Annotated in this window: 25 protein-coding genes; 19 read left to right on the top strand and 6 right to left on the bottom strand. The window is 48.0% G+C overall.

Annotation, left to right across the window (positions count from 1 at the left end; translation table 11 throughout):
- Window positions 1-6 precede the first annotated feature (6 nt).
- The 6 genes from ABIE10_RS04390 (at window position 7) to ABIE10_RS04365 (ending at window position 4,472) form a co-directional block, all read left to right on the top strand.
- Window positions 7-573 carry a hypothetical protein gene (locus ABIE10_RS04390; RefSeq protein ID WP_153690442.1) on the top strand — a complete coding sequence of 189 codons (567 nt, stop codon included), beginning with the start codon at window positions 7-9 and terminating at the stop codon, window positions 571-573.
- 15 nt (window positions 574-588) lie between these two features.
- Complete coding sequence (locus tag ABIE10_RS04385; protein WP_200079652.1) at window positions 589-1,200, top strand: fimbrial protein; 612 nt, start codon at window positions 589-591, stop codon at window positions 1,198-1,200.
- A gap of 145 nt (window positions 1,201-1,345) precedes the next feature.
- Window positions 1,346-1,912 (top strand): hypothetical protein, encoded by a 567-nt coding sequence (locus ABIE10_RS04380; RefSeq protein ID WP_153690440.1) that lies wholly within the window; start codon window positions 1,346-1,348, stop codon window positions 1,910-1,912.
- A 16-nt stretch (window positions 1,913-1,928) separates the two neighbouring features.
- Entirely contained in the window at window positions 1,929-2,543 is a 615-nt protein-coding gene (locus ABIE10_RS04375; RefSeq protein WP_429154837.1) for a fimbrial protein, read from the top strand.
- Between the two features lie 74 nt (window positions 2,544-2,617).
- Window positions 2,618-3,223 (top strand): fimbrial protein, encoded by a 606-nt coding sequence (locus ABIE10_RS04370; RefSeq protein WP_047498925.1) that lies wholly within the window; start codon window positions 2,618-2,620, stop codon window positions 3,221-3,223.
- Window positions 3,216-4,472 (top strand): fimbrial protein, encoded by a 1,257-nt coding sequence (locus ABIE10_RS04365; protein ID WP_429154834.1) that lies wholly within the window; start codon window positions 3,216-3,218, stop codon window positions 4,470-4,472. The genes ABIE10_RS04370 and ABIE10_RS04365 overlap by 8 nt, the downstream gene beginning before the upstream one ends.
- A 62-nt stretch (window positions 4,473-4,534) precedes the next feature.
- Here ABIE10_RS04365 and ABIE10_RS04360 read toward each other — a convergent pair whose 3' ends face one another.
- Window positions 4,535-5,818 carry a YeaH/YhbH family protein gene (locus ABIE10_RS04360; RefSeq protein ID WP_047498921.1) on the bottom strand — a complete coding sequence of 428 codons (1,284 nt, stop codon included), beginning with the start codon at window positions 5,816-5,818 and terminating at the stop codon, window positions 4,535-4,537.
- Window positions 5,819-5,941: 123 nt separating this feature from the next.
- Window positions 5,942-7,876 (bottom strand): protein kinase YeaG, encoded by a 1,935-nt coding sequence (gene yeaG, locus ABIE10_RS04355; RefSeq protein ID WP_047498919.1) that lies wholly within the window; start codon window positions 7,874-7,876, stop codon window positions 5,942-5,944.
- 434 nt (window positions 7,877-8,310) lie between these two features.
- Here yeaG and ABIE10_RS04350 point away from each other — a divergent pair, with 434 nt between their 5' ends.
- From ABIE10_RS04350 to ABIE10_RS04335, 4 genes are all read left to right on the top strand, one after another.
- Window positions 8,311-9,057: a MipA/OmpV family protein gene (locus ABIE10_RS04350; RefSeq protein WP_235116717.1), complete on the top strand. Its 747-nt coding sequence runs from the start codon at window positions 8,311-8,313 to the stop codon at window positions 9,055-9,057.
- 578 nt (window positions 9,058-9,635) lie between these two features.
- Window positions 9,636-9,878, top strand: coding sequence for a hypothetical protein (locus ABIE10_RS04345; protein ID WP_131348408.1), 243 nt, complete (start codon window positions 9,636-9,638; stop codon window positions 9,876-9,878).
- 10 nt (window positions 9,879-9,888) lie between these two features.
- Window positions 9,889-10,242 carry a hypothetical protein gene (locus ABIE10_RS04340; protein WP_429154831.1) on the top strand — a complete coding sequence of 118 codons (354 nt, stop codon included), beginning with the start codon at window positions 9,889-9,891 and terminating at the stop codon, window positions 10,240-10,242.
- Window positions 10,243-10,420: 178 nt separating this feature from the next.
- Complete coding sequence (locus ABIE10_RS04335) at window positions 10,421-11,275, top strand: aldo/keto reductase (protein ID WP_429154829.1); 855 nt, start codon at window positions 10,421-10,423, stop codon at window positions 11,273-11,275.
- 95 nt (window positions 11,276-11,370) lie between these two features.
- On the opposite strand, the gene ABIE10_RS04330 is transcribed toward ABIE10_RS04335, so the two are convergent.
- A complete protein-coding gene (locus ABIE10_RS04330; protein WP_016156308.1) occupies window positions 11,371-12,255 on the bottom strand; it encodes a D-hexose-6-phosphate mutarotase in 885 nt (294 codons plus the stop codon).
- Between the two features lie 199 nt (window positions 12,256-12,454).
- On the bottom strand, window positions 12,455-13,450 hold the full coding sequence (gapA, locus tag ABIE10_RS04325; RefSeq protein ID WP_003030697.1) for a glyceraldehyde-3-phosphate dehydrogenase: 996 nt from the start codon (window positions 13,448-13,450) through the stop codon (window positions 12,455-12,457).
- Window positions 13,451-13,791: 341 nt separating this feature from the next.
- Here gapA and msrB point away from each other — a divergent pair, with 341 nt between their 5' ends.
- Together msrB and ABIE10_RS04315 are read left to right on the top strand one after the other, a co-directional pair.
- Entirely contained in the window at window positions 13,792-14,205 is a 414-nt protein-coding gene (gene msrB / locus ABIE10_RS04320; RefSeq protein WP_049282061.1) for a peptide-methionine (R)-S-oxide reductase MsrB, read from the top strand.
- Between the two features lie 42 nt (window positions 14,206-14,247).
- Entirely contained in the window at window positions 14,248-14,523 is a 276-nt protein-coding gene (locus ABIE10_RS04315; RefSeq protein WP_016152817.1) for a YeaC family protein, read from the top strand.
- 44 nt (window positions 14,524-14,567) lie between these two features.
- Here the strand turns inward: ABIE10_RS04315 and yajD are convergent, their stop codons facing one another.
- Entirely contained in the window at window positions 14,568-14,912 is a 345-nt protein-coding gene (yajD, locus tag ABIE10_RS04310; RefSeq protein ID WP_003832478.1) for an HNH nuclease YajD, read from the bottom strand.
- Between the two features lie 93 nt (window positions 14,913-15,005).
- Entirely contained in the window at window positions 15,006-16,259 is a 1,254-nt protein-coding gene (locus tag ABIE10_RS04305; protein ID WP_429154825.1) for a glycoside hydrolase family 18 protein, read from the bottom strand.
- Between the two features lie 294 nt (window positions 16,260-16,553).
- Between ABIE10_RS04305 and ABIE10_RS04300 the strand changes: the two genes are divergently transcribed.
- The 7 genes from ABIE10_RS04300 (at window position 16,554) to ABIE10_RS04270 (ending at window position 23,799) form a co-directional block, all read left to right on the top strand.
- Window positions 16,554-17,630: a zinc-binding dehydrogenase gene (locus tag ABIE10_RS04300; protein ID WP_016152819.1), complete on the top strand. Its 1,077-nt coding sequence runs from the start codon at window positions 16,554-16,556 to the stop codon at window positions 17,628-17,630.
- 27 nt (window positions 17,631-17,657) lie between these two features.
- Complete coding sequence (locus ABIE10_RS04295; RefSeq protein ID WP_016152820.1) at window positions 17,658-19,037, top strand: MFS transporter; 1,380 nt, start codon at window positions 17,658-17,660, stop codon at window positions 19,035-19,037.
- Between the two features lie 17 nt (window positions 19,038-19,054).
- On the top strand, window positions 19,055-20,098 hold the full coding sequence (locus ABIE10_RS04290; RefSeq protein ID WP_047498905.1) for an NAD(P)-dependent alcohol dehydrogenase: 1,044 nt from the start codon (window positions 19,055-19,057) through the stop codon (window positions 20,096-20,098).
- Between the two features lie 24 nt (window positions 20,099-20,122).
- Window positions 20,123-20,959, top strand: a complete 837-nt coding sequence (locus ABIE10_RS04285) for a ketose-bisphosphate aldolase (RefSeq protein WP_016152822.1) — start codon at window positions 20,123-20,125, stop codon at window positions 20,957-20,959.
- 4 nt (window positions 20,960-20,963) lie between these two features.
- Window positions 20,964-21,911 carry a carbohydrate kinase family protein gene (locus tag ABIE10_RS04280; RefSeq protein ID WP_047358601.1) on the top strand — a complete coding sequence of 316 codons (948 nt, stop codon included), beginning with the start codon at window positions 20,964-20,966 and terminating at the stop codon, window positions 21,909-21,911.
- A 9-nt stretch (window positions 21,912-21,920) separates the two neighbouring features.
- Window positions 21,921-22,904 (top strand): NADH-dependent methylglyoxal reductase, encoded by a 984-nt coding sequence (gene ydjG, locus ABIE10_RS04275; RefSeq protein ID WP_016152824.1) that lies wholly within the window; start codon window positions 21,921-21,923, stop codon window positions 22,902-22,904.
- A gap of 136 nt (window positions 22,905-23,040) precedes the next feature.
- Window positions 23,041-23,799 (top strand): DeoR/GlpR family DNA-binding transcription regulator, encoded by a 759-nt coding sequence (locus tag ABIE10_RS04270; protein WP_016152825.1) that lies wholly within the window; start codon window positions 23,041-23,043, stop codon window positions 23,797-23,799.
- The last annotated feature ends 82 nt before the right edge of the window (window positions 23,800-23,881 follow it).

The raw sequence follows: 23,881 nt of genomic DNA, 5'->3' as shown, positions 1-23,881 counted from the left end.
TTTTTAGTGAATAAATTCAAATTAAAAGGGAAATCAGTATTCATTACGGGTTCCCTGTGTGCGGTGATGCTGAGTGGTTCTGCACTGGCTGAACGAGTCGACTTTACGGCAAGTACCCACATTAATCGTGGTACCTGTACCCTGAGTTCAGGGACTGAAGGGCTGGTATATGATTTTGGCGAGGTGACACCTGTTGTGGCATTTGCCGGGACAAGGAACATTGAGCAGTCATTTAATCTGCAAAACTGTGTTGCTGTCAACAACATATCCGTTTCTCTGAGTTCTTCCAGTACGGTCAATATCGCCTCCGGGACTTATCAGGGGAAATGGGTTGCACCGGCTACCGGTGGCGCGACAGGTGTGGCGTTTAAGACCGAAGTAAAAAATGGTGCAACGGGGACATATTATTCGCTGCAGGCTGATAACAACACGCTGGATACTGGCGAGCAAAAATTTTCACCACAGTGGAGCGTTTATATCAAAACAACTATCGTTCCGACAGTTAGCGCGTATTCGGCTATGGTTTCAGGCTCTCTGAGCTCTGCCGCTGTTTTAAATATTACTTATCTGTAAGGGGAGCGGCGACCAATGAAAAAACTTATTTCTGCAATGTTACTTTGCGCACCGCTTTCCGCTCTGGCGGCTGATGCAACGGTTGATTTAACCTTTAAAGGAACACTGACCGCACCAACCTGTACGGCTTCTTTTACTGGTTCTAGTGGTGTGGATATTGCGTTTGGCAGCCTCAATGCATCTGATATCGTGGGGAAAGCGGAAGGGACGATTGTTCCAGCTGCGCCAGTCAAAAACGTCTCTCTGAAGTTCTCTGGCTGTAATAGTATCACTAATATTAAAGTCAATTTTGTTGGTGCATCCACTTCAGGTTATGGCTTTGTCCGTAAAGCGGTAAATTTCCGTGATACCAGTGATAGAGAGTCAGGTCTGGGGGTCGCATTACTCAAAAATGCCGACTCTACCTCGACTGATGATGCGGTTTACGTTAGTGCGGATAAAGCAGGTGAACCGACCGTTTTGTCACTGGAGACCCTGGCCAAAACGGGCGAAGTTTATACCTGGCCGCTGTATGCCAAAATGGTAGTGACTAAAAACTCACTGCTTAACACTTCTGCCGCTGTTAATACCAACAGTGCGGGAAAAGATCTTAAAGCAGATGTTTACGCAAATATTGTTTATGACTAATACCCGCTAGCGGGGTTGTGCAACACACTCTTTCAAATGCGGCGCGGGTGTTCGCCTTATAACACTCTTGTCGTATGAGGGGCAGGATATTTTCTGCCAAATTATTTGAGAGTAAAAAACTCTCTAAAATTAAAAAGGAATGATTATGAATAAGCATTTGGCGGGTAGGAAAGCCGCACTTATTTCAGGTTTGCTGTGCGCAGTGATGCTGAGTGGTTCCGCACTGGCTGAACGAGTCGACTTTACGGCAAGCACCCATATTAATCGTGGTACCTGTACCCTGAGTACGGGGACTGAAGGGCTGGTATATGATTTTGGCGAGGTGACGCCTGTTGTGGCATTTGCCGGGACAAGGAATATTGAGCAGTCATTCAAACTGAATAACTGTGTCGCTGTAAACAACATGACCCTTTCTTTGAGTTCCACCAGTACTACTGATATTGCCGCTGGTGCCTATAAAGGTAAATGGGTTATCCCTGCCACCGGTGGTGCGACAGGTGTGGCGTTCAAGACCGAGGTGAAAGACGATTCAACGGGGACCTATTATCCGATGCAGGCAGATAACCAAACGGTGAATACTGGCACAGATAAATTTGCGCCACAACGGAGTGTTTATATTAAGTCCACTATCGTGCCGACCGTTGCAGCGTATAGCAACATGGTTTCAGGTTCTCTGAACTCCACCGCTGTTGTAAATATTACTTATCAGTAAGAAAGGGACGCTTACAATGAAAAAAATTATCTCTGCGGTTCTGTTTTGCGCACCGCTTTCTGCTCTGGCAGCAGATGCAACTGTTGATTTAACGTTCAAAGGAACGCTGACCCAGCCAACCTGTAGTGCTGCATTTACCGGTATGGCGGGGGGGACAGATATTGCTTTTGGTAACATCAACGCATCCGATATTGTGGGCAAAGCAGACAATACTGTTATTACAGCAGCTCCGGTAAAAGATGTGTCCATACAATTGACGGGTTGTGGTGGCGGTATTACCCGTGTTTCACTAGATTTTGTCGGTACAGCACTTTCAGGGTATGGTTTTAACGGTACCGCGGCGTCTTTCGTGGATCCGCTTAATGCTAATGCATTATCTGGCCTTGGTTTTGCCATTTTCAAAGATCAAACAACAACATCGAATCTTGAAGCCATTAGCATGAAAGCTGGCGAATTAGAATATTTCGAGCTTGCCAACCTGACCAAGACAGGTGAAACCTATAAATTACCGCTGTATGCCAAAATGGTAGTGACTAAAAACTCACTGCTTAACACTTCTGCCGCTGTCAATACCAACAGTGCGGGTAAAGATCTTAGCGCATCTGCTTATGTAAATATTGCTTACGAGTAATACCGATAAAAGCGCGCGGTAGCGTGTATGCCGTGCGCTTTTTAATCTGATATGAATATTCTGGAGCGTTTACCGTGAGTGAGTTGATAATGAAAAGAAAGGGAATTATTTCATTAGCCTTTCTGATGACACCTTACTTTATGCCTGGGAATGCTGTCGCGGCGGACGGTATTATTGCTGACGGTAGTGGGTATGGCTTAAATTTTGGCGGTGAACTAATTCAAACAACCTGCGATGTCCGTTTCAATAGTGATGTATTGTTTTTATCACCCATCGGTGTAGGGGAATTTTCAGAACAACGGCTCTCTTCCCTGAGTAAAAATTTTTCGTTGATAGTTGAAAACTGTATATTGTCTCCGATAACCGCGTCGAACATTCGCATTAGCTTCGATGCGTTGGCGAGTAATGGTAAAGCCGCGCCCGGCATATTTACCAATCAGGCCGTCGACGGTTCTGGTCAACGTATTGATAACGGCGTGGGCTTTGCGGTATTTGACCAGCGGGATAATCAGAACGTGTTAGATAATACGGGTCAGAGTCGCCTTCTGACGTATCCGATTACCCCTCAGGCTCCGTTGGCGACACCGCGTGATTATTATGTCAGATATATGCAAGCGGGAACCGCAATCACCGCCGGGCAGGTGACAGCCACATTGTTAGTGAGTGCATTTTATGATTAAGTTGATTAGATCAAAACTACGTAGTTGTCACTATTCTTTACTGATACCCGCAGTCTGTTTATATATTGTTTCAGAAAATGCCTCTGCGGTAACAGCCTCTGCAACCCTAAATGGGGGAGTGCCAAATGTTAACTACACCATGCAGGTGGATAAGCTTTTTACCGGCACTGTCGGCTCGCTGGCCGAGCAGACAGAATTTAGTTCCCCTTCAGGTGCTATGAATTGGAGATTTCCGAACAAAATTAATACGTTGAATATTTTCGGTCCTCAGGTTTTTAAAGTTGATTTCACAAGTGCAGTAGACACGTCCAGTACCACAACGTTTGGCGGTATTAAATATTATAAGGTAAGTACAGACGTAGGGAGTAACATTCCTCTCTATGTCGCTATTAGACAAGGTATCTACGACAATACAGCAGACGCCATGAGTTACTATTTTGTACCCTACCTGGAACATAATAACTCGGTGACGGAGATACAGACCATGAGTAGTTACTCCGATTGTGTAAACACGTGGAACAATACAGAAGATCTTTATACTTGTAGTCTTACTATTGATATCAATCAACGTGGTTCAGTTTCCGGGCGTAATGGTACGATCTATTTTTATATGCCTAAAATACCGACCAATGATATAACGTTCACCGGTATAGAGATTGCCAGGGGCAAGATCCATTCAGCGTATTCAACTGATAGCTGGTCCGCTGCCCGCGATTATTCGAAAAGTGTTGTTGGTAGCCAAGGCTATGACTATTTTCACTTTTTTTTATCAGGTACTTTGAGGATGGATCAGTCCTGCCAAATTAGTAATGGTCCCGTCGTTCTGGAAGTGCCTCTGGGTAACATCGTCAGTTCGACGTTTACGACGAAAGGGGGAAAACCATCGGGGTATACGCCAAAACCCACAATCCTGACATTTTCCTGTAAACGAGACATTGGCGATACCTACGGTGCGATGAAATGGTCAATTTCACCGACCTCAGCCAGCAGTGGTTCAGGGCTGGATGGCGTGCTGGTCGCGAAACCCAGCAATGGGAACACCATTGATGGGGTGGGGGTGAAAATCACCAGCGATTCTTCAGGAAATACGCCTGTTAAGCTAGGTGGTGATAATTTGCAAGGAGCAGAGGTCATTGGCAATAAGGCAATGGCGACGTTTTATGCCTACCCGACGATGACGACAGATACCAAGCCATCTGGTGGTGGCGATTTTAGCGCGACGGCTACCGTAACCTTTGAAGTTCCCTGAGTGAATTCTGACAATCCCAGCGTCTGCTGGGATTGTCGTTTATCAGGATGGTGCTGATTCAGTTAATCTTTCACTGACGCGCCCTGTTTGTGAAAAAGCTCACGGAATACCGGATAAATATCATCCTGGTCGCGGATATGCTGCATCGCAAAGTTTTCAAACGTTGATTGCAGATGTTCGTATTCACGCCACAAGGTCTGGTGCGCGCGGCGGGTGATTTCGATATAGCTATAATATCGCACCATCGGCAGCAGTTTTTTCGCCAGAATCTCATGACACAACGGGGAATCATCCGCCCAGTTATCACCGTCCGAGGCCTGTGCGGCATAGATGTTCCACTGAGCCGGGTCGTAACGGTCTTTTACCACTTCATCCATTAACTTCAGCGCGCTGGAGACAATGGTTCCCCCGGTTTCCTGAGAGTAGAAGAACTCGTGCTCATCCACCTCTTTCGCCTGGGTATGGTGGCGAATATAAACCACTTCCACGTTTTTGTAGGTCCGACTCAAGAACAGATACAGCAAGATATAAAAACGCTTGGCCATATCTTTGGTCGACTGATCCATTGAACCGGAGACGTCCATCAGACAGAACATCACTGCCTGGCTGGAAGGATCGGGCCGTTTTTCATAATTCTTGTAGCGTAAATCAAAGGTGTCGATAAACGGCACGCGTTCGATTTTTGCCCGTAGTTCGGCAATCTCTTTGCGTAACCGTTCCTCTTCCAGCAACTGCGCTGGTTCACTTTTCGCGATGGTTTCCAGATCCGCTTCGAGCGCATGCAGTTCGCGACGCTTACCAGCCGTCATCGCTGTGCGGCGCGCCAGTGAGTTTTGCAGGGAGCGCACCACGCTAATGTTGGCAGGCACGCCGTTAGAGGTGAAACCTGCCCGGTGCGTTTTGTACTCCGTTAACTGACGCTGCTGATTCTGCTTCAGGTTAGGAAGTGCTAAATCTTCGAACAACAGATCGAGATATTCATCTTTAGAGATCTGGAAGACGAACTCATCCTGACCCTCGCCATCCTGGCTGGCCTGGCCTTGTCCGCTTCCTGAACCGCCGCCGCCGCCCTGCGGGCGTTCAATGCGGTCGTTCTGCACAAAATGGTCGTTACCCGGATGCACGCGATGGCGCAAGCCGCCACGCCCCTGATGGAACATCGGTTCGCTAATATCATCAGTCGGAATAGAGACAGATTCGCCGCTATCCACATCAGTCACCGAACGCTTGTTAATGGCCTCGGAGATCGACTGTTTAATTTGCGATTTATAACGGCGTAAGAAGCGCTGGCGGTTTACCGTGCTCTTGTTTTTGCCGTTAAGACGCCGGTCAATAAACCAGGTCATAAGCCCCCCGTACTGCATTTGCCAACTTTATGCTACATCAGTAACGCCGGATGCGCTGAGCATATCCGGCCTACGGATGTGTATTGTAGGCCCGGCAAGCGTATGCGCCTCCGGGCACTTTTTTTAAGACGATTTACGTACGCGCAAATACCATTCGCACAGTAAACGTACCTGCTTACGCGTGTAGCCTTTTTCCATCATCCGGTCGACAAAATCGTCGTGTTTTTTCTGCTCGTCAGTTGAGGTTTTGGCGTTGAACGAAATGACCGGCAGCAGCTCCTCGGTATTGGAGAACATTTTCTTCTCAATGACCGTGCGCAGTTTTTCGTAACTGGTCCAGTTTGGATTGCGACCGCTGTTATTCGCTCTGGCACGCAGAACAAAGTTGACGATCTCGTTACGGAAATCTTTGGGGTTACTGATACCCGCCGGTTTCTCAATTTTCTCCAGTTCTGAGTTCAACGACTCGCGGTCAAACAGCTGACCGGTATCCGGGTCGCGATACTCCTGATCCTGAATCCAGAAATCCGCATAAGTGACATAACGGTCGAAAATGTTTTGTCCATATTCGGAATAGGATTCGAGATAAGCCGTCTGGATCTCTTTGCCAATGAACTCAGCATATTTCGGGATCAGATAGCCTTTCAGGAACTCAAGATAACGTTCTGCCAGATCCTGCGGGAACTGTTCGCGCTCGATTTGCTGCTCCAGTACGTAGAACAGATGCACCGGGTTAGCTGCCACTTCGGCGTGGTCAAAGTTAAACACGCGTGAGAGGATCTTAAACGCGAAACGCGTCGAAAGACCGTTCATTCCCTCATCGACCCCGGCGTAATCCCGATACTCTTGATAGGACTTCGCTTTTGGATCGGTATCTTTCAGGCTTTCCCCATCGTAAACACGCATCTTCGAGTAAATGCTCGAGTTCTCAGGCTCTTTCAGGCGAGAAAGAATGGTAAAGCGAGAGAGCGTTTCCAGCGTGCCCGGTGCGCAAGGCGCATGGGTCAGCTCACTGTGGTTAAGCAGTTTTTCGTAAATTTTGATCTCTTCGGAGATCCGCAGGCAATAAGGCACTTTGACGATGTAAACACGGTCAAGGAACGCCTCATTGTTTTTATTATTACGGAACGTCACCCATTCGGACTCGTTCGAGTGGGCGAGAATAATTCCGTTAAACGGCAAGGCAGAGATACCTTCTGTGCCGTTGTAGTTTCCTTCCTGGGTTGCGGTCAGCAGAGGATGCAGCACTTTAATTGGTGCTTTAAACATCTCAACGAACTCCATAATCCCCTGGTTTGAGCGGCACAGTGCGCCCGAATAACCGTAGGCATCAGGATCGTTCTGGGCGTGGTGTTCGAGTTTACGAATATCCACTTTCCCGACCAGCGCAGAGATATCCTGGTTGTTTTCATCACCAGGTTCCGTTTTGGCGATAGCGATCTGCTCCAGAATAGACGGCCAGACTTTAACAACGCGGAATTTTGTAATGTCCCCGCCAAAATCATGCAGACGTTTTGCAGCCCAGGGCGACATGATCGTACCGAGATAACGACGCGGGATCCCATACTCTTTTTCCAGGATCTGCGCGTCTTCCTGTGGGTTAAACAGGCATAACGGATGATCGTTTACCGGGCTACGTTCGCCGTTGGCGCTCAGGACATAAATCGGTACTCGCTGCATCAGCGACTTCAATCGCTCAGCAAGAGATGATTTCCCCCCTCCCACAGGCCCCAGCAGATACAGAATCTGCTTCTTCTCTTCCAGACCCTGAGCCGCATGCTTCAAATAAGAAACAATCTGCTCAATGGCCTCTTCCATGCCGTAAAACTCTTCAAAGGCGGGGTATCGTGCAATCACCCGATTCGAAAAGAGTCGAGAAAGACGAGGTTCGTGGGCAGTGTCGACCATGACAGGCTCACCAATAGCCATTAATAGCCGCTCTGCCGCATTGGCATAAGCGCTGCGATCTTGCCGACAAGTGGTAAGAAACTCCTGCAGCGTGAACTCTTCGTCCTTGGCAGCTTCATAACGCTGGCGATAGTGATCGAATATATTCATGGTATGCCGTCCTTTCGTTTTTTTAGCACATGTTAAGAGCCGTTCATATGAATAGTAGAGGCCCCTGAAGAGGTAAACTGAACGACGTCGCTGCTGAAGAAATAAGCAACTCTCATGCCATTGTGGTGGTCAGGAGATCAACGTATTCGGTGATACACCTTCTAAAATTAAGCGTAGATGGCATTTGCAAAACTTGCCTGTGTGCGCAAATGAATTTCAATGGCATATCAATAACTCATCCGCAAAAAAAGCACATCTTTTGTAAATAAATGGGGCAGGATTCATGCAGTGTTCACTGTCCTGCAAGCAAAATGTCATCACTCGCTGAGAAATTAGGGGGTTACATTCTGGGGTGAATCCGTAAAATAGTTGGGCTGAAGCGTATTAACGGTTAAACTTTGACCGCTACACATTTAAATAAGGAATTATTGACTGTGACCAAACTCAAACTTCTGGCACTTAGCGTGCTTATTGCCACTTCCGCTAACGTCGCACAGGCAGAGAGCAACCTGACGCTGGGCGCAGGCGTTGGTGTGGTTGAGCACCCTTACAAAGATTACGACAGTGACGTTTACCCGGTCCCGGTTGTGAGTTATGAAAGCGATAACTTCTGGTTCCATGGTCTGGGCGGTGGTTACTACCTGTGGAATGACGATACCGATAAGCTGTCGGTGATGGCCTATTGGTCGCCAATGTACTTCAAACCGGGTGACAGCGACGACAACCGTCTGCGTAGTCTGGATAAACGTAAGAGCACCATGATGGCTGGCCTTTCTTACATTCACAACACGCAATACGGTTTCCTGCGTACCAGCCTTGCAGGCGATACGCTGGATAACAGCAATGGTATTGTATGGGATCTGGCGTGGTTATACCGCTATACCAATGGCGGTTTGACGTTGACTCCGGGGATTGGTGTCGAGTGGAACAGTGAAAACCAGAATGAATACTATTATGGTGTTTCACGCCATGAATCTGCCCGTAGCGGCTTGCGTAGCTACGATCCTGAAAGCTCCTGGAACCCGTATCTGGAGCTCAGCGCAAACTATAACTTCCTGGGCAACTGGAGCGTATACGGTACTGCGCGTTATACCCGCCTGTCTGATGAAGTGACAGACAGCCCGATGGTGGATAAATCCTGGACGGGTCTGATTTCAACGGGTGTTACCTACAAGTTCTGATGCCACTGCGTGTCAAACACTAGCCCGCAGAGATGCGGGCTTTTTTGTGCATATCAGAGATGAATATTGATCCAAAACATGTGATTTGATTTTTTGTGCTGTTTTGGCATTACATCGGCCGCAACAAATAGTTAACGTATTTTTCCTGCCGCAATTACCAAAATTAAACCTGTTGTTTGATGAGACTGAAATCTATTCGTTTGTGAATGGAAGAGTATCTGTACAGTTTCACGAATCATTGTTCTGGGAGAGTGATTTCTGGTTTCGCAATATATTGATAATATTCTATTTTATAATCACGGTATAATTTTATCGTGAAACTCTCGCCACTAAAAATAGCAAGATAACTATTTTATTATTTTTGTGTAACGATGAAAGTTAACTTTCATTTGAAAAAATATAATCATTAAGTTAATTTTTATTTTACATCTTTTAGGTATTTATCTGAAAAAATTAAAATTGACATTAAATAAGCGATTGCAGATATTACTCCAACTTAATAAGTAAAGACAGTAACGCTGCATGGCTCTGATATTAAATGTCATGTGGTTTTCTTGCGAATAAACCTGGTAGAGATAATGAAAAAGTTAATCATGATAGCAGTGATGGGTGGGATCCTGACGGGATGTTCCACCGAGGCTTCACGCATGAGTGCTTGCGAAAGCAAGGGCGTGAGCCGCGATGCCTGCTATATCGCTGAGCAAAACCGTCAGGCGACAATCAATGCCGTAGCTGAAAAACAAGCTATGGAGAACGCGCAAAACGTATATAACTCAAATGAGACTAATTCCAGTCATCACCACAAACACAATAATTATTAAGGTGTAACTTATGAAGAAATTAATAATTATCGCTGTACTGGTCGCAACATCTGCTGCTGCACCAGCCTATGCCATCAGCGAGGCTTACCGTCAGCAGTTACAGAATGAACATAAAACGATGGTCAGCGATGCTAATGCTCCGCTGCACGCCAGTAAAATCACACCCGTGCATGTGAATAAACTGGGCGTAGACTTTAAACGTGGCGCTGATGGTATTGCTTATATTAATGGCAAAGCTGCGGCAAATGATGAGAACAATGCAGACGCTCAGTCTTATAGCGCGGGCTTGATTTCCGTCATCGTCTATAAAAACGGGAAAATTAACGCGATGAAAGAGGGGAAATATTTAGGTCGCTTAAAATAACCGCAGTGCAGTTAAGATTTTCTGTCATTTGGCCCGGGCGCATTGTTTGTTCCCGGGTTTTTTATTGCCGTTGCCATAGCGGTCAACTTCCAATCTTAGAAGGTGCAATTTGTGCACCCTAACAGGACACATGCCAGTTGTTTTGCTTTACTGTGGTGCATTAACACAGGAGGGTGCGATGACAGCGAAACAGGTGATGTTTACAAAGCAGGTATCGCTGCCTGCTATTGGGCAGGGAACATGGTACATGGGCGAGGATACTGGCCGACGTCGGGAAGAGGTTTCAGCGCTGCGGGCTGGTCTCGATCTCGGTCTGCGATTGATTGATACCGCCGAAATGTATGCAGATGGTGCAGCGGAAGAGGTAGTGGGTGAAGCATTAACCGGGCGTCGTGATAGCGCTTTTTTAGTCTCGAAAGTATACCCCTGGAATGCCGGTGGTCAGAAAGCCATTGCCGCCTGTGAAGCGAGCCTGCGTCGACTAAAAACCGATTATCTGGATCTCTATTTGCTCCACTGGACGGGCAGTTTTTCATTTGCTGAGACCGTTGATGCCATGGAAGCACTCATTGCGCAGGGGAAAATCCGCCGCTGGGGCGTCTCTAATCTCGATTACGATGACATGCAGGCGTTATGGCAAGTCACAGGTGGGCGGGAATGTGCCACTAACCAGGTGCTTTATCATTTAGCATCGCGCGGTATTGAATATGATTTACTGCCGTGGTGCCAGCAGCAGCAGATGCCGGTCATGGCTTACAGTCCGCTGGCTCAGGCGGGGCGATTGCGCGGTGACTTGTTTTCTCACTCTGTGGTGAACGACATCGCGCACGCGCACAATGTTAGTGCTGCGCAGATTTTGCTGGCATGGGTGATCCGTCTGCCGGGCGTGATGGCGATTCCAAAAGCGGCAAGCGTAGCGCATGTCGAACAAAATGCCGCCGCGCTGGAGATAACGCTCTCTGTTGATGAGCTGAAGCAGTTAGATAAGGCATATCCAGCGCCAAAGGGTAAAACGGCGCTGGATATGGCCTGATTTGCCGAATGGCGATGCTCACGCTTCTTATCCGGCCTACGCAATGTTTGGTAGGCCGGATAAGGCGCAAGCTCCGTCAGGCTACAGACACAATTTTAGCGTTTAGCAACGCGGATAGTTTGCGCCAGGCGTGATGGTTTTTCTTCGCGGGTTTTCTGCGGCGCGGTCGCGTAAGCCGTCTCTACGCAAACAAACGTTTTATAGCCGTCATCCGGCATGTCGCCCATGCTAACGGACAGCGCCGGACCCGGGTTCCAGCCCACGACATTCAGATGGTGGTGATGGACGACGTCGATATTGCGGTTGAGCGCATCATCATGGATAACGCTGCACGCTTGCGGATTCAGATAGACACGATCGGTGCGGTCCGGGAAGGTCTGGATACCATCAGCCAGCACATCTTCTTTAGCATCATTCACTTTGTCGATCAGGCGATCGCCAAGTCCACTGACTTTTACTGCCGCAATGTCACCGACGTTGAAATAGGTATGCAGCGCAGAGGTGGTTTCAAATTCACCGTGGGCTTCCAGTTCCATTTCACAGGTGGCACCTACTTTGAAACGGGCCAGCAGGCAGAACTCGTGCGGCCATAGCTGACGCGTTTCAGCGTTGCTTTGCAATTCAAACGTCAGCACCACACCATTGTCGTCTTCATTGTGCGCTTTCAGCGTCCATGGCAGGTTGCGGGCAAAACCATGAGAAGGCAGGCCCTGCTGAGCAGCCGGACCAAACCACGGCCAGCAAATTGGTACGCCGCCACGCAGCGCTACGCCGGTTTTAAACGGGGTATTGTTACTTAGCCACAGGACTTCCTCTTCGCCGTTGGGTTTCCAGGAAAGAAGATGTGCGCCCTGCAGTGCGAAAGATGCTTTAACCTGTGGATGATCGACCACAAGAATCTCAAGTTCATCAAGCTGGCGGCGGGAGAGGACCGGGGTAATTTGTTCGATTACCGGAAGTGCAAAAATTTTATTAATCATTATGCAATCCTTTTTTTTACCCTAAATAATTCGAGTTGCAGGACGGCGGCAAGTGAACGATCCCGATGAGCTTACAGAAGTAAGTGATTCGGGTGAGAGAGCATTGCCAACACACCGGTAACTTGAAGTATGACGGGTATCTTCAGGCAAAAAAAAGAGCGACCTGAGTCGCTCTTACAGATTACTGTTTCATCTCAACTTATTTGGAGATGTGAGCAATCAGGTCCAGAACTTTGTTGGAGTAGCCGGTTTCGTTGTCGTACCAGGATACCAGTTTCACGAAGTTGTCGTTCAGTGCGATACCAGCTTTAGCATCGAACACGGAAGTGCAAACTTCACCGTTGAAATCGGTAGATACTACGTCGTCTTCGGTGTAACCCAGAACGCCTTTCATCGGGCCTTCGGAAGCAGCTTTGATTGCTTTCTTAATTTCTTCGTAAGAAGCAGCTTTTTCCAGACGAACGGTCAGGTCAACAACAGATACGTTCGGGGTAGGAACGCGGAACGCCATACCAGTCAGTTTGCCGTTCAGTTCTGGCAGTACTTTACCTACAGCTTTAGCAGCACCGGTAGAGGACGGGATGATGTTCTGGGATGCGCCGCGGCCGCCGCGCCAGTCTTTGTGAGACGGGCCATCAACGGTTTTCTGAGTAGCGGTGGTCGCGTGAACAGTAGTCATCAGACCTTCGATGATGCCGAAGTTGTCGTTGATAACTTTAGCCAGCGGAGCCAGGCAGTTAGTGGTGCAGGAAGCGTTAGAAACGATGTCCTGACCTTCGTATTTGTCAAAGTTAGCGCCTTTAACAAACATAGGAGTGTTATCTTTGGACGGACCAGTCAGAACCACTTTTTTCGCGCCAGCAGTGATGTGCTTACGAGCGGTTTCATCTGTCAGGAACAGGCCAGTAGCTTCAGCTACTACGTCAACACCAACTTCGTCCCATTTCAGGTTAGCCGGATCACGTTCAGCGGTAACACGGATTTTTTTACCGTTCACGATCAGATGACCGTCTTTCACTTCAACGGTACCGTTGAAACGGCCGTGAGTGGAGTCATATTTCAGCATGTAAGCCATGTAGTCAGCGTCTAACAGGTCGTTGATTGCAACGATCTCGATGTCAGAGCGTTCTTGAGCAGCACGGAAAACAATGCGACCGATACGGCCAAAACCGTTGATACCTACTTTGATAGTCATATATTCCACCAGCTATTTGTTAGTGAATAAAAGGTTGCCTGTAAAATTACAAAAACCTTACGCAGCGTCAAGCGGAATCGTGTCAATCATTGCGACAAATCAATCTGCTGCTTAAGCTTTGCGCAACTGACTCGCCTCACTCTTCCTTTGGGCTTGAAACCACATGGGGTCGGCGGCCCGAATTCTAAAGGGCAATCAAGATAAAAACGTGATTGTGATCACGAATTGCAGGCTGCCATTTCGCACGGATCAAGTTTAGAACAAAAGTTCGCACTCTGGTGTTAATGTTTTGTTAGAATCTGTCTTGCGATGTGAGTTTAGATAAAGCGAGATGTGAGCAAATGGCTAATCAACCTTCTCCAGAAGAACTAAAAAAAAATTTAACCGAAATGCAGTTCTACGTGACGCAGAATCACGGGACAGAACCGCCATTTACCGGGCGTTTGCTGCACAACAAGCGTGACGGAATCTACCACTGTTTGGTCTGTGACAAACCGCTATTTCGTTCCGAGACAAAATATGACTCTGGCTGCGGCTGGCCCAGCTTTTACGAGCCTGTCAGCGCAGAGTCTATCCGTTACATTAAAGATACTTCACACGGTATGCAGCGCATTGAAATCCGCTGTGGTAACTGTGATGCGCATCTGGGGCACGTTTTCCCGGATGGTCCGCAACCTACCGGTGAACGTTACTGCGTTAACTCAGCCTCTTTGAACTTCACCGATGGTGAAAACGGTGAGCAGACCAAAGGCTGAAGAAACGATTCAGCAAATTATTCTACGGAGAGTGGATTTAACATGAATCTTGATGAGATGATCAACAGCATGACGCCGGAAGTTTATCAGCGCTTATCAACTGCCGTTGAACTCGGAAAATGGCCGGATGGCGTGGCGCTAACGGCAGAACAAAAAGAGAACTGCTTACAGCTGGTGATGTTATGGCAGGCGCGAAACAATATTGACGCGCAGCATATGACGATTGATACCAACGGTGAGATGGTGATGAAGAGTAAGCAGCAGTTGAAAGTGGAGTTTGGTATTACGCCCGAACCCATTGCGACGTTTAAATCCTGATTACTCAGGCCCGGCAAACATCTATGTCGGGCCCGCAGTTGAAGTTATTTCTTGTTCATCATCGCCTTCAGATCGGCGAACGGATTATATTTCGCTTCGCCCACCGCTTTCTGCGCATCTTCGCCTGCAACCACCGTTGAACCATACTGGTCCGCTTCCGTATATTTGGAATGTTCGTGATCGTGGCAGTACAGGCACAACATTTCCCAGTTGCTACCATCTTCCGGGTTATTGGAGTGATCGTGATCGATATGGTGTACCGTCAATTCGCGCAAATTTGAGTACACGAACTCACGGGAACAACGTCCGCAGACCCAGGGGAAGAGTTTAAGCGCCTTTTCCCGGTAACCGACTTCCAGACGGGCGTAATTTTTAGGGATAAAAGCCATAAAGCTCATGCCTCCAGTAGAAAATGAAAAGCTGCGCCAAAAGCTGGCGCAGCAGAATGCGATAATCATAACCTATTGTGTCAGGCGTTGGGATCAGTGTTTGATGCCTAACGAATCGGCTAACTGCTTCGCCAACTGGTTTTGGTCATCTGCACCGTATTCCCAGAACATGGCGCCTCCCAGCCCCTTGCTCTTGATGTAGTCAGCCTTGATCGCTACCGAGCGCGGGTTTTCATAAGAGAGGGCAAAGAGCGCTTTTCCATCCACAGACTGCACTGACAGCCACGGTACTTTTGCTTCATCATCCCAATGCTGGCTAAAGCGCTTCTGCGGATCGTTGATCAATTTCGCCACGATATCGTTGTACTTCACATAGGTATCTTTGCTCAGATCGACGCCCAGTGATTTGAACAATTCAACTTGCGCGGGCCCGAAATAGGGCTGGGTAACAGGATTTTTCTGTGCGTCAGGTTTGCTCCAGTCAATGCCTGGCTCAACAGCGCGTTTCGGTACGCGACCATAAAAACCAATGCCCAGGTTCATCTGACTCGCTTTTAGACCGGCAGCAAGATAGTTGTTGACCACAAAATCAGCGCTGTACTTATCCGCCGCGGCGACTGTCGGCCATTGTGTCGAATCGTACAGGTTCGAGTTGAAATACTGCGTACCGTAAGCCATGTCATAGGTCATCAGGTTTATGTAGTCGAGCGATGGCGCAATGGCTTTCACATCCACCCAGCTTTTCGGGCTTTCCGCATTTGCGCCCACGGCGATGGTCAGTAGTTTTTTATGCCCCAATGCGGCGCGGAGCTCTTTTAACAGCGCGGTAAAGTTAGCTCGGTCGGCTGGTTGACTTTCGACCAGTCCCCAGGCGCCGTTGACCGGGTATTCCCAGTCGAGGTCGATGCCATCCAGTCCATATTTCGCAATTATCTCCTGAGCAGACTGAATAAACACCGCGCGCGATTCTTTCGTTGCTGCCGCGCCGGAGAATCCACGTGCCCCCCAACCACCGACGGAAAGCAATACTTTCAGGTTCGGATTTTGTTTACGCAGCTGTGGAATTTTCAGTAAATCATCCTGCACTTTCGGTGAAAGCCAAATCTGATGCAGCTTGCCGGCGTCTTTTAAGGCGTCATTGGTCTCGTCTTTTTCGTTGTTGTAGACAAGGCCAAACGAATAGTTGATATGGGTTATCTGACGAACATCCAGTTTATTGATGTCGCCACCAGGACCGGCAGTGACGTCGCCGCCACCATTGAAGTAGCCAACTGACATCAGTGAACTGGCGGAAACAACGCTGGCGCAAAGCAGGGGTAATGCTGCCAACAAAGGCAATAGTTTCATCGGTGTTCCTCTTTGACATTTAAACAAGCAAACACGCCACGGAAATGGCGTGGCGAAAAAAACAGCACCTGCAGGTTAACAGTTTCATAACAGGAAAAATGCGAAGGTGTTCACGTCATTTTAACCAAGCGGCTGCTGTGTCTTTGGCTTTCAATTCATTTTGGCACTTATTTGTGATCTAAGTTGTGAAATGCAGATCATAATCTGTGTTTTAAAGATTTTGTGTTGACCTCAAAAATTATATGGATAAGTATGATGCCAGGTGATGCAAAACTAAACACAAAGGAAAATTCAATGAAAGCACTGGCAAGATTTGGCAAGAGCTTTGGCGGCTACAAGATGATTGATGTCCCAGAACCGATATGCGGCCCGGATGACGTAGTGATTGAAATCAAGGCGGCAGCTATCTGCGGCGCGGACATGAAACACTACAATGTCGACAGTGGGTCCGACCAGTTCAATTCGATTCGTGGTCACGAATTTGCCGGCCAAATTGTGCAGGTTGGCGATAAGGTTAAGGACTGGAAAGTCGGTCAGCGAGTGGTTTCTGACAACAGCGGGCACGTCTGCGGCGTTTGTCCGTCTTGCGAACAAGGTGATTTTCTTTGTTGTACAGAAAAGGTGAATTTAGGTCTGGATAACAATACCTGGGGAGGGGGGTTTTCGAAATACTGTCTGGTCCCTGGGGAGATCCTCAAAATTCACCGTCATGCGCTGTGGGAAATCCCAACAGGCGTTGATTATGAAGAGGCGGCTGTACTCGATCCCATCTGCAATGCCTACAAATCTATCGCCCAGCAATCCAAATTTCTTCCGGGTCAGGATGTGGTGGTTTTTGGTACCGGCCCGCTGGGACTTTTTTCGGTACAAATGGCGCGCATTATGGGGGCCGTTAATATCGTGATGGTCGGGCTGGAAGACGATGTCGCGGTACGTTTCCCGATAGCCAAAGAAATGGGGGCCACGGCTGTCGTCAACGGTTCAACCGAAGATGTGGTCGCACGTTGTCAGGAGATCTGCGGGAAAGACAATCTGGGACTGGTCATCGAATGTTCTGGTGCCAATATTGCCCTGAAACAATCTATCGAAATGCTGCGTCCTAACGGTGAAGTCGTCCGCGTGGGGATGGGCTTCAAACCTCTCGATTTTTCTATTAACGACATCACTGCGTGGAATAAAAGCATCATTGGTCATATGGCCTACGATTCCACTTCCTGGCGCAATGCTATTCGCCTGCTCGCTAGCGGTGCGATAAAAGTCAAACCGATGATCACTCACCGTATCGGCTTATCGCAATGGCGAGAAGGTTTTGACGCGATGGTCGATAAGACCGCGATTAAGGTCATCATGACCTACGACTTTGATGAATAACCCCATTTATTAAAGGAAGGTTCCCGGATGGAACAGATAGCAAAACCACACTGCGGCGCGAGGTTGGACAGGCTGCCTGACTGTCGCTGGCATACGTCTATGTTTGCCATGGTTGCCTTCGGATTACTGGTTTGCTGGAGTAATGCCGTCGGCGGATTAATTCTCGCGCAATTAAAAGAACTTGGCTGGACTGATAATTCCACCACCGCCACATTCTCTGCCATTACGACGGCTGGAATGTTTCTCGGTGCGCTCGGGGGGGGAATTATTGGCGATAAGATCGGGCGTAAAAATGCATTTATTCTGTATGAAGCGATTCATATTTTTTCTATGATCGTTGGTGCGTTTTCACCCAATATGACCTTCCTGATCGCCTGTCGTTTTGTGATGGGAGTTGGATTAGGCGCGCTGCTGGTCACCTTATTTGCCGGGTTTACCGAATATATGCCTGGCAGAAATCGTGGTACCTGGTCGAGTCGGGTCTCGTTTATCGGCAACTGGTCTTATCCGCTCTGTTCACTGATCGCGATGGGGCTGACGCCACTTATCAGCGCGGAATGGAACTGGCGCGTACAGCTGTTGATTCCTGCGGTGCTGTCGCTCATAGCAACCGTTATTGCCTGGCGCAGTTTCCCTGAGTCGCCTCGCTGGCTGGAGTCTCGCGGGCGCTACCAGGAAGCCGAAAAGGTGATGCGGGCAATTGAAGAAGGTGTTATTCGACAGACCGGTAAGCCTCTTCCGCCAGTCGTGATAAAGGATGATGGCAAACAACCTCGTTCTGTACCGTACTCCGCCTTATTAACAGGTGTATTGCTGAAGCGGGTTATTTTGGGTTCTTTTGTTCTGATTGCCATGAACGTCGTTCAGTACACCTTAATTAACTGGCTACCGACAATATTTATGACCCAGGGTATTAATCTGAAAGACTCCATTGTCTTAAATACCATGAGCATGTTCGGTGCGCCATTTGGGATTTTTATCGCCATGCTGGTAATGGATAAAATTCCGAGAAAAACAATGGGGGTGGGGTTATTAGTGTTAATTGCTGTGCTGGGTTATATCTATTCGCTGCAAACCAGTATGCTGCTAATTACATTAATCGGTTTTTTCCTGATTACTTTTGTTTATATGTATGTTTGTTATGCCTCCGCTGTGTACGTTCCGGAAATATGGCCGACCGAAGCGAAACTTCGCGGTTCGGGACTGGCCAACGCTGTCGGGCGTGTCAGTGGTATCGCCGCACCTTATGCAGTCGCAGTATTACTTAATGGTTACGGCGTGACAGGGGTGTTTGTACTGCTAGGTGCGGTCTCCATTATTGTCGCCATTGCCATTGCTACCATCGGAATTGAAACCAAAGGCGTCTCTGTCGAAAGTCTCGGGATTGATGCAGTTACCAGCAAATAATATTGACGGGAAATAAAATGAAAAACTCGAAAGCGATATTAAAAACGCCGGGCACGATGAAAATCATCGCCGCCGATATTCCGGTGCCCAATGAGCATGAAGTGCTGATCAAAGTTGAATACGTTGGTATTTGCGGTTCAGATGTTCACGGTTTTGAATCAGGTCCTTTTATTCCGCCGAAAGATCCTAATCAGGAAATTGGTTTGGGGCATGAATGCGCCGGTACGGTGGTGGCGGTAGGGAACCGTGTAACCAAATTTAAACCGGGTGATCGGGTGAATATTGAACCCGGTGTACCGTGCGGTCACTGCCGCTACTGCCTGGAAGGGAAATACAATATCTGCCCGGACGTCGATTTTATGGCTACGCAGCCCAACTACCGCGGCGCGCTAACCCACTATCTGTGTCATCCGGAGAGTTTCACTTACAAATTGCCCGATAACATGGACACCCTGGAAGGTGCGCTGGTGGAGCCAGCGGCGGTGGGTATGCATGCTGCAATGCTGGCAGACGTTAAACCGGGTAAGAAAATCGTCATTCTTGGGGCGGGGTGTATTGGTTTAATGACTTTGCAGGCGTGTAAATGTTTGGGCGCAACCGAGATCGCGGTGGTTGATGTGCTGGAAAAACGTCTGGCGATGGCTGAACAACTCGGGGCGACAACCGTTATAAACGGTGCAAAAGAGGACACCATTGTCCGCTGCCAGCAGTTCTCTGGCGATATGGGCGCGGACATTGTTTTCGAAACTGCCGGTTCAGCCATAACCGTTAAGCAGGCGCCGTATCTGGTGATGCGCGGCGGGAAAATCATGATCGTTGGTACAGTACCTGGTGATTCCGCAATTAATTTCCTCAAAATTAACCGTGAAGTGTCTATTCAGACCGTTTTCCGTTACGCCAACCGCTATCCGGTTACTATTGAAGCCATATCCTCCGGTCGGTTCGATGTGAAATCGATGGTGACGCATATTTACGATTATGCAGATGTTCAGCGCGCGTTTGATGAATCCGTTAATAACAAAAGCGAAATTATTAAAGGCGTAATTAAAGTAAATCATTAATTTATCGAAAAGGGAGAAATAACTATGCTGGCAGATATTAAATATTGGGAAAATGATGCCCAAAATAAACATTATGCGATTGCTCACTTTAACGTGTGGAATGCGGAAATGCTAATGGGGGTGATTGATGCGGCGGAAGAATCGAAATCGCCGGTGATTATCTCTTTCGGTACTGGTTTTGTGGGTAATACCTCGTTCGAAGATTTTTCGCACATGATGGTTTCAATGGCTAAAAAGGCCTCGGTTCCAGTTATTACCCACTGGGATCACGGACGTAGCATGGAGATTATCCATAACGCCTGGACTCATGGTATGAATTCGCTGATGCGTGATGCCTCTGCCTTTGATTTCGAAGAGAATATTCGTCTGACAAAAGAGGCCGTGGATTTTTTCCATCCGCTGGGTGTGCCGGTCGAAGCTGAGCTGGGCCATGTGGGCAATGAAACGGTGTACGAAGAAGCGCTCGCGGGTTATCACTATACCGATCCGAACCAGGCGGCGGAATTTGTCGAGCGTACCGGCTGTGATTCTCTGGCGGTGGCGATTGGTAACCAGCACGGCGTCTATACCTCAGAGCCGAAACTGAATTTCGACGTGGTTAAACGCGTGCGGGAAGCCGTATCCGTGCCACTGGTGTTGCATGGTGCGTCGGGTATCAGCGATGCGGATATCAAAAAAGCCATTTCATTAGGTATCTCTAAAATCAACATTCATACCGAACTGTGCCAGGCTGCCATGGTGGCAGTGCAGGAGAACCAGAATCAGCCCTTCCTGCACGTTGAACGTGAAGTTCGCAAAGCGGTAAAAGAGCGCGCGCTGGAGAAAATTAAATTGTTTGGTTCTGACGGTAAAGCGGAATGACAACATGGATAATATCGAGGTTATTTGTATAGGGGCAGCTATTGTTGATATTCCCTTACAGCCGGTGAGTAAAAATATTTTTGATGTTGATTCTTATCCGTTAGAAAGAATAGCGATGACAACCGGCGGCGACGCAATTAATGAAGCGACTATTATTTCTCGTCTCGGCCATCGTACAGCGTTAATGAGCCGGGTAGGTGCTGATGCAGCAGGTCATTTTATTCTCGACCACTGTCGTCGGGAGAATATAGATATTCAGAGCCTGAAGCAGGATGCCGCAATTGATACATCTATTAACGTGGGATTAGTCACCGCCGATGGCGAGCGTACTTTCGTGACTAACCGTAACGGCAGCCTGTGGAAGCTGAATATCAGCGATGTTGATTTTGACCGCTTCTCTCAAGCAAAGCTGCTGTCGCTGGCGAGTATTTTTAATAGCCCGTTACTGGATAGCGATGCACTGACGGCAATTTTCGCTCAGGCGAAAGCGCATCGGTTAATTATCTGTGCGGATATGATCAAACCGCGGCTTAATGAAACACTGAAAGATATTCGACAGGCATTGAGCTACGTGGATTATCTGTTTCCTAATTTTGAGGAGGCCAAACTGCTCACCGGGAAAGAGACGCTGGATGACATTGCCGACAGTTTCCTGAACTGCGGCGTGAAAACAGTCGTGATTAAGACCGGCAAGAGAGGCTGCTTTATCAAACGTGTCGATATGAAAATCGAGGTTCCAGCCGTTTCGGGAATTACCGCCATCGACACTATCGGCGCGGGAGACAATTTTGCCTCGGGATTTATTTCCGCGCTGCTTGAAGGCAAAACACTGCGTGAGTGCGCGCTGTTTGCTAATGCAACGGCGGCCATATCGGTTTTGAGCGTAGGGGCCACGACGGGTGTGAAGAACAGAAAGCTGGTTGAACAACTTCTCGATGAATATGAAGGATAATAGCGGCAGATGAAAATGATTCCTTTAGGCAGTACGGATATTACGCTTTCCCGCATGGGATTAGGCACATGGGCGATTGGCGGCGGTCCGGCGTGGAACGGCGATCTCGATCTGCAGGTCTGTATTGATACCATTGTTGAGGCGCATCGCTGCGGTATTAATTTGATTGATACCGCGCCAGGTTACAACTTCGGCAATAGTGAAGTGATTGTCGGGCAGGCGCTGAAAAAACTGCCGCGTAACGATATCGTTGTTGAAACCAAATGCGGCATCGTCTGGGAGCGAACAGGAAGTTTGTTTAACAAAGTGGGCGACCGGCAGTTGTATAAAAATCTCACACCCGAGTCGATTCGCGAAGAGGTGGATGCCAGTTTGCAAAGACTGGGTATTGAGAGCATTGATATCTACATGACCCACTGGCAGTCGGTCGAACCCTGTTTTACGCCGATTGCGGAAACCGTCGATACACTAAACGCACTCAAGAAAGAGGGGAAAATTCGTTCTATCGGTGCGGCTAACGTCGATGCGGAACATATCAGGGAGTATCTCAAACACGGTGAGCTGGATATCATCCAGGCCAAGTACAGCATCCTTGACCGGGCACTGGAAGCTGAACTGCTGCCGTTATGTCAGCAGCATGGCATCGTCGTGCAGGTATATTCACCGCTTGAGCAGGGTCTACTGACCGGAACTATTGATCGCGATTATGTCCCTGGCGGGGCGCGGGCCAACAAAGTCTGGTTCCAACGAGACAATATGCTACGGGTGATTGACATGCTTGAGCAATGGCGGCCGTTGTGCGAAAAATACCGCTGCACAATCCCCGCGCTGGCACTGGCGTGGATTTTAAAGCAAAGCGATTTAATCACCTTGCTGAGCGGCGCAACCGCACCTGAACAGGTCCGTGATAATGTTCAGGCGTTAACGATTCCCCTGACCGATGATGATTCTTTATTGATGAGGCGAATGGCTGAGGCGTTGGATACAAAATAAGCCAAATGGGGTTCACCTCTGTTTCTGTGTAAAATAGCGCTAAAATCTGTGATTCAGACATGTTATTTTGAAAATAAACATGGCCTGTGAGATACTTGGGTCTTATTATTACTTTGCAGCAAACAGAGGTGTCATCGTGGCGGCAAAAGACAGGATTCAGGCCATTAAGCAAATGGTGGTGAATGATAAGAAAGTAGCGGTATCTAATTTAAGTTCGATCTTTCAGGTGACTGAAGAAACGATTCGCCGCGATCTGGAAAAACTGGAAGATGAAGGGTTTTTGACCCGAACATATGGCGGTGCTGTACTCAATACAACCGCGTTGTCCGACAATATCCATTTTTATAAGCGTGCAAAATCTTTTTTTGAAGAAAAGCAGATCATTGCCCGTAATGCATTACCGTTCATTAAAAATAAGACCACCATGGCTGCCGACGCCAGCAGTACCGCGATGGAATTATTGAAACTGTTGAAGGAAAGAAACGATCTGACGCTACTGACCAACTCGGCTGAAGCTTTTCATGAACTTGCACAGTCAGAAATTAACGTTGTTTCTACTGGCGGTGAATTAAATAAGAATACGCTGTCGCTTCAGGGAAGGATCACCAAGGAGATTATCAGCCGCTATCATGTTGATATCCTGGTAATGAGCTGCAAAGGTCTGGATATGCAGAGCGGAGCGCTTGACTCTAACGAAGCGGAAGCGGAAATCAAAAAGACGATGATCCGCCAGGCGACCGAGGTGGCTCTGTTGGTTGATCATTCGAAGTTCGATCGTAAAGCGTTCGTCCAGCTCGTGGACTTTAGCCATATTAATTACCTAATAACCAATAAGGCACCGGGTGCAGAGTGGATTGCATTTTGCAAAGAAAATAATATTCAACTCGTATATTAATTTTAACGTGGGTCGTATCGATATTATTTTAGTTTGCACCTGGAAAATGCCAGAAGAATCTAATGATGATGGATGGCGCGGT

It is taken from the genome of Citrobacter sp. 506, assembly GCF_050434985.1.
GTDB classification, from domain to species: Bacteria; Pseudomonadota; Gammaproteobacteria; order Enterobacterales; family Enterobacteriaceae; genus Citrobacter; species Citrobacter braakii.
The sequence above is the reverse complement of the archived record's forward strand: the minus strand, read 5'-3'. Positions and strand labels throughout refer to the sequence as shown.

What these genes read in the sequence shown, in the direction of transcription:
- ABIE10_RS04385 (WP_200079652.1), top strand. Translation starts at nt 589, where the DNA reads ATGAAAAAACTTATTTCTGCAATGTTACTTTGCGCACCGCTTTCCGCT.
- ABIE10_RS04380 (WP_153690440.1), top strand. Translation starts at nt 1,346, where the DNA reads ATGAATAAGCATTTGGCGGGTAGGAAAGCCGCACTTATTTCAGGTTTG.
- ABIE10_RS04375 (WP_429154837.1), top strand. Translation starts at nt 1,929, where the DNA reads ATGAAAAAAATTATCTCTGCGGTTCTGTTTTGCGCACCGCTTTCTGCT.
- ABIE10_RS04365 (WP_429154834.1), top strand. Translation starts at nt 3,216, where the DNA reads ATGATTAAGTTGATTAGATCAAAACTACGTAGTTGTCACTATTCTTTA.
- ABIE10_RS04360 (WP_047498921.1), bottom strand. Translation starts at nt 5,818, where the DNA reads ATGACCTGGTTTATTGACCGGCGTCTTAACGGCAAAAACAAGAGCACG.
- yeaG (WP_047498919.1), bottom strand. Translation starts at nt 7,876, where the DNA reads ATGAATATATTCGATCACTATCGCCAGCGTTATGAAGCTGCCAAGGAC.
- ABIE10_RS04345 (WP_131348408.1), top strand. Translation starts at nt 9,636, where the DNA reads ATGAAAAAGTTAATCATGATAGCAGTGATGGGTGGGATCCTGACGGGA.
- ABIE10_RS04340 (WP_429154831.1), top strand. Translation starts at nt 9,889, where the DNA reads ATGAAGAAATTAATAATTATCGCTGTACTGGTCGCAACATCTGCTGCT.
- ABIE10_RS04335 (WP_429154829.1), top strand. Translation starts at nt 10,421, where the DNA reads ATGACAGCGAAACAGGTGATGTTTACAAAGCAGGTATCGCTGCCTGCT.
- ABIE10_RS04330 (WP_016156308.1), bottom strand. Translation starts at nt 12,255, where the DNA reads ATGATTAATAAAATTTTTGCACTTCCGGTAATCGAACAAATTACCCCG.
- gapA (WP_003030697.1), bottom strand. Translation starts at nt 13,450, where the DNA reads ATGACTATCAAAGTAGGTATCAACGGTTTTGGCCGTATCGGTCGCATT.
- msrB (WP_049282061.1), top strand. Translation starts at nt 13,792, where the DNA reads ATGGCTAATCAACCTTCTCCAGAAGAACTAAAAAAAAATTTAACCGAA.
- ABIE10_RS04315 (WP_016152817.1), top strand. Translation starts at nt 14,248, where the DNA reads ATGAATCTTGATGAGATGATCAACAGCATGACGCCGGAAGTTTATCAG.
- yajD (WP_003832478.1), bottom strand. Translation starts at nt 14,912, where the DNA reads ATGGCTTTTATCCCTAAAAATTACGCCCGTCTGGAAGTCGGTTACCGG.
- ABIE10_RS04305 (WP_429154825.1), bottom strand. Translation starts at nt 16,259, where the DNA reads ATGAAACTATTGCCTTTGTTGGCAGCATTACCCCTGCTTTGCGCCAGC.
- ABIE10_RS04300 (WP_016152819.1), top strand. Translation starts at nt 16,554, where the DNA reads ATGAAAGCACTGGCAAGATTTGGCAAGAGCTTTGGCGGCTACAAGATG.
- ABIE10_RS04295 (WP_016152820.1), top strand. Translation starts at nt 17,658, where the DNA reads ATGGAACAGATAGCAAAACCACACTGCGGCGCGAGGTTGGACAGGCTG.
- ABIE10_RS04290 (WP_047498905.1), top strand. Translation starts at nt 19,055, where the DNA reads ATGAAAAACTCGAAAGCGATATTAAAAACGCCGGGCACGATGAAAATC.
- ABIE10_RS04285 (WP_016152822.1), top strand. Translation starts at nt 20,123, where the DNA reads ATGCTGGCAGATATTAAATATTGGGAAAATGATGCCCAAAATAAACAT.
- ABIE10_RS04280 (WP_047358601.1), top strand. Translation starts at nt 20,964, where the DNA reads ATGGATAATATCGAGGTTATTTGTATAGGGGCAGCTATTGTTGATATT.
- ydjG (WP_016152824.1), top strand. Translation starts at nt 21,921, where the DNA reads ATGAAAATGATTCCTTTAGGCAGTACGGATATTACGCTTTCCCGCATG.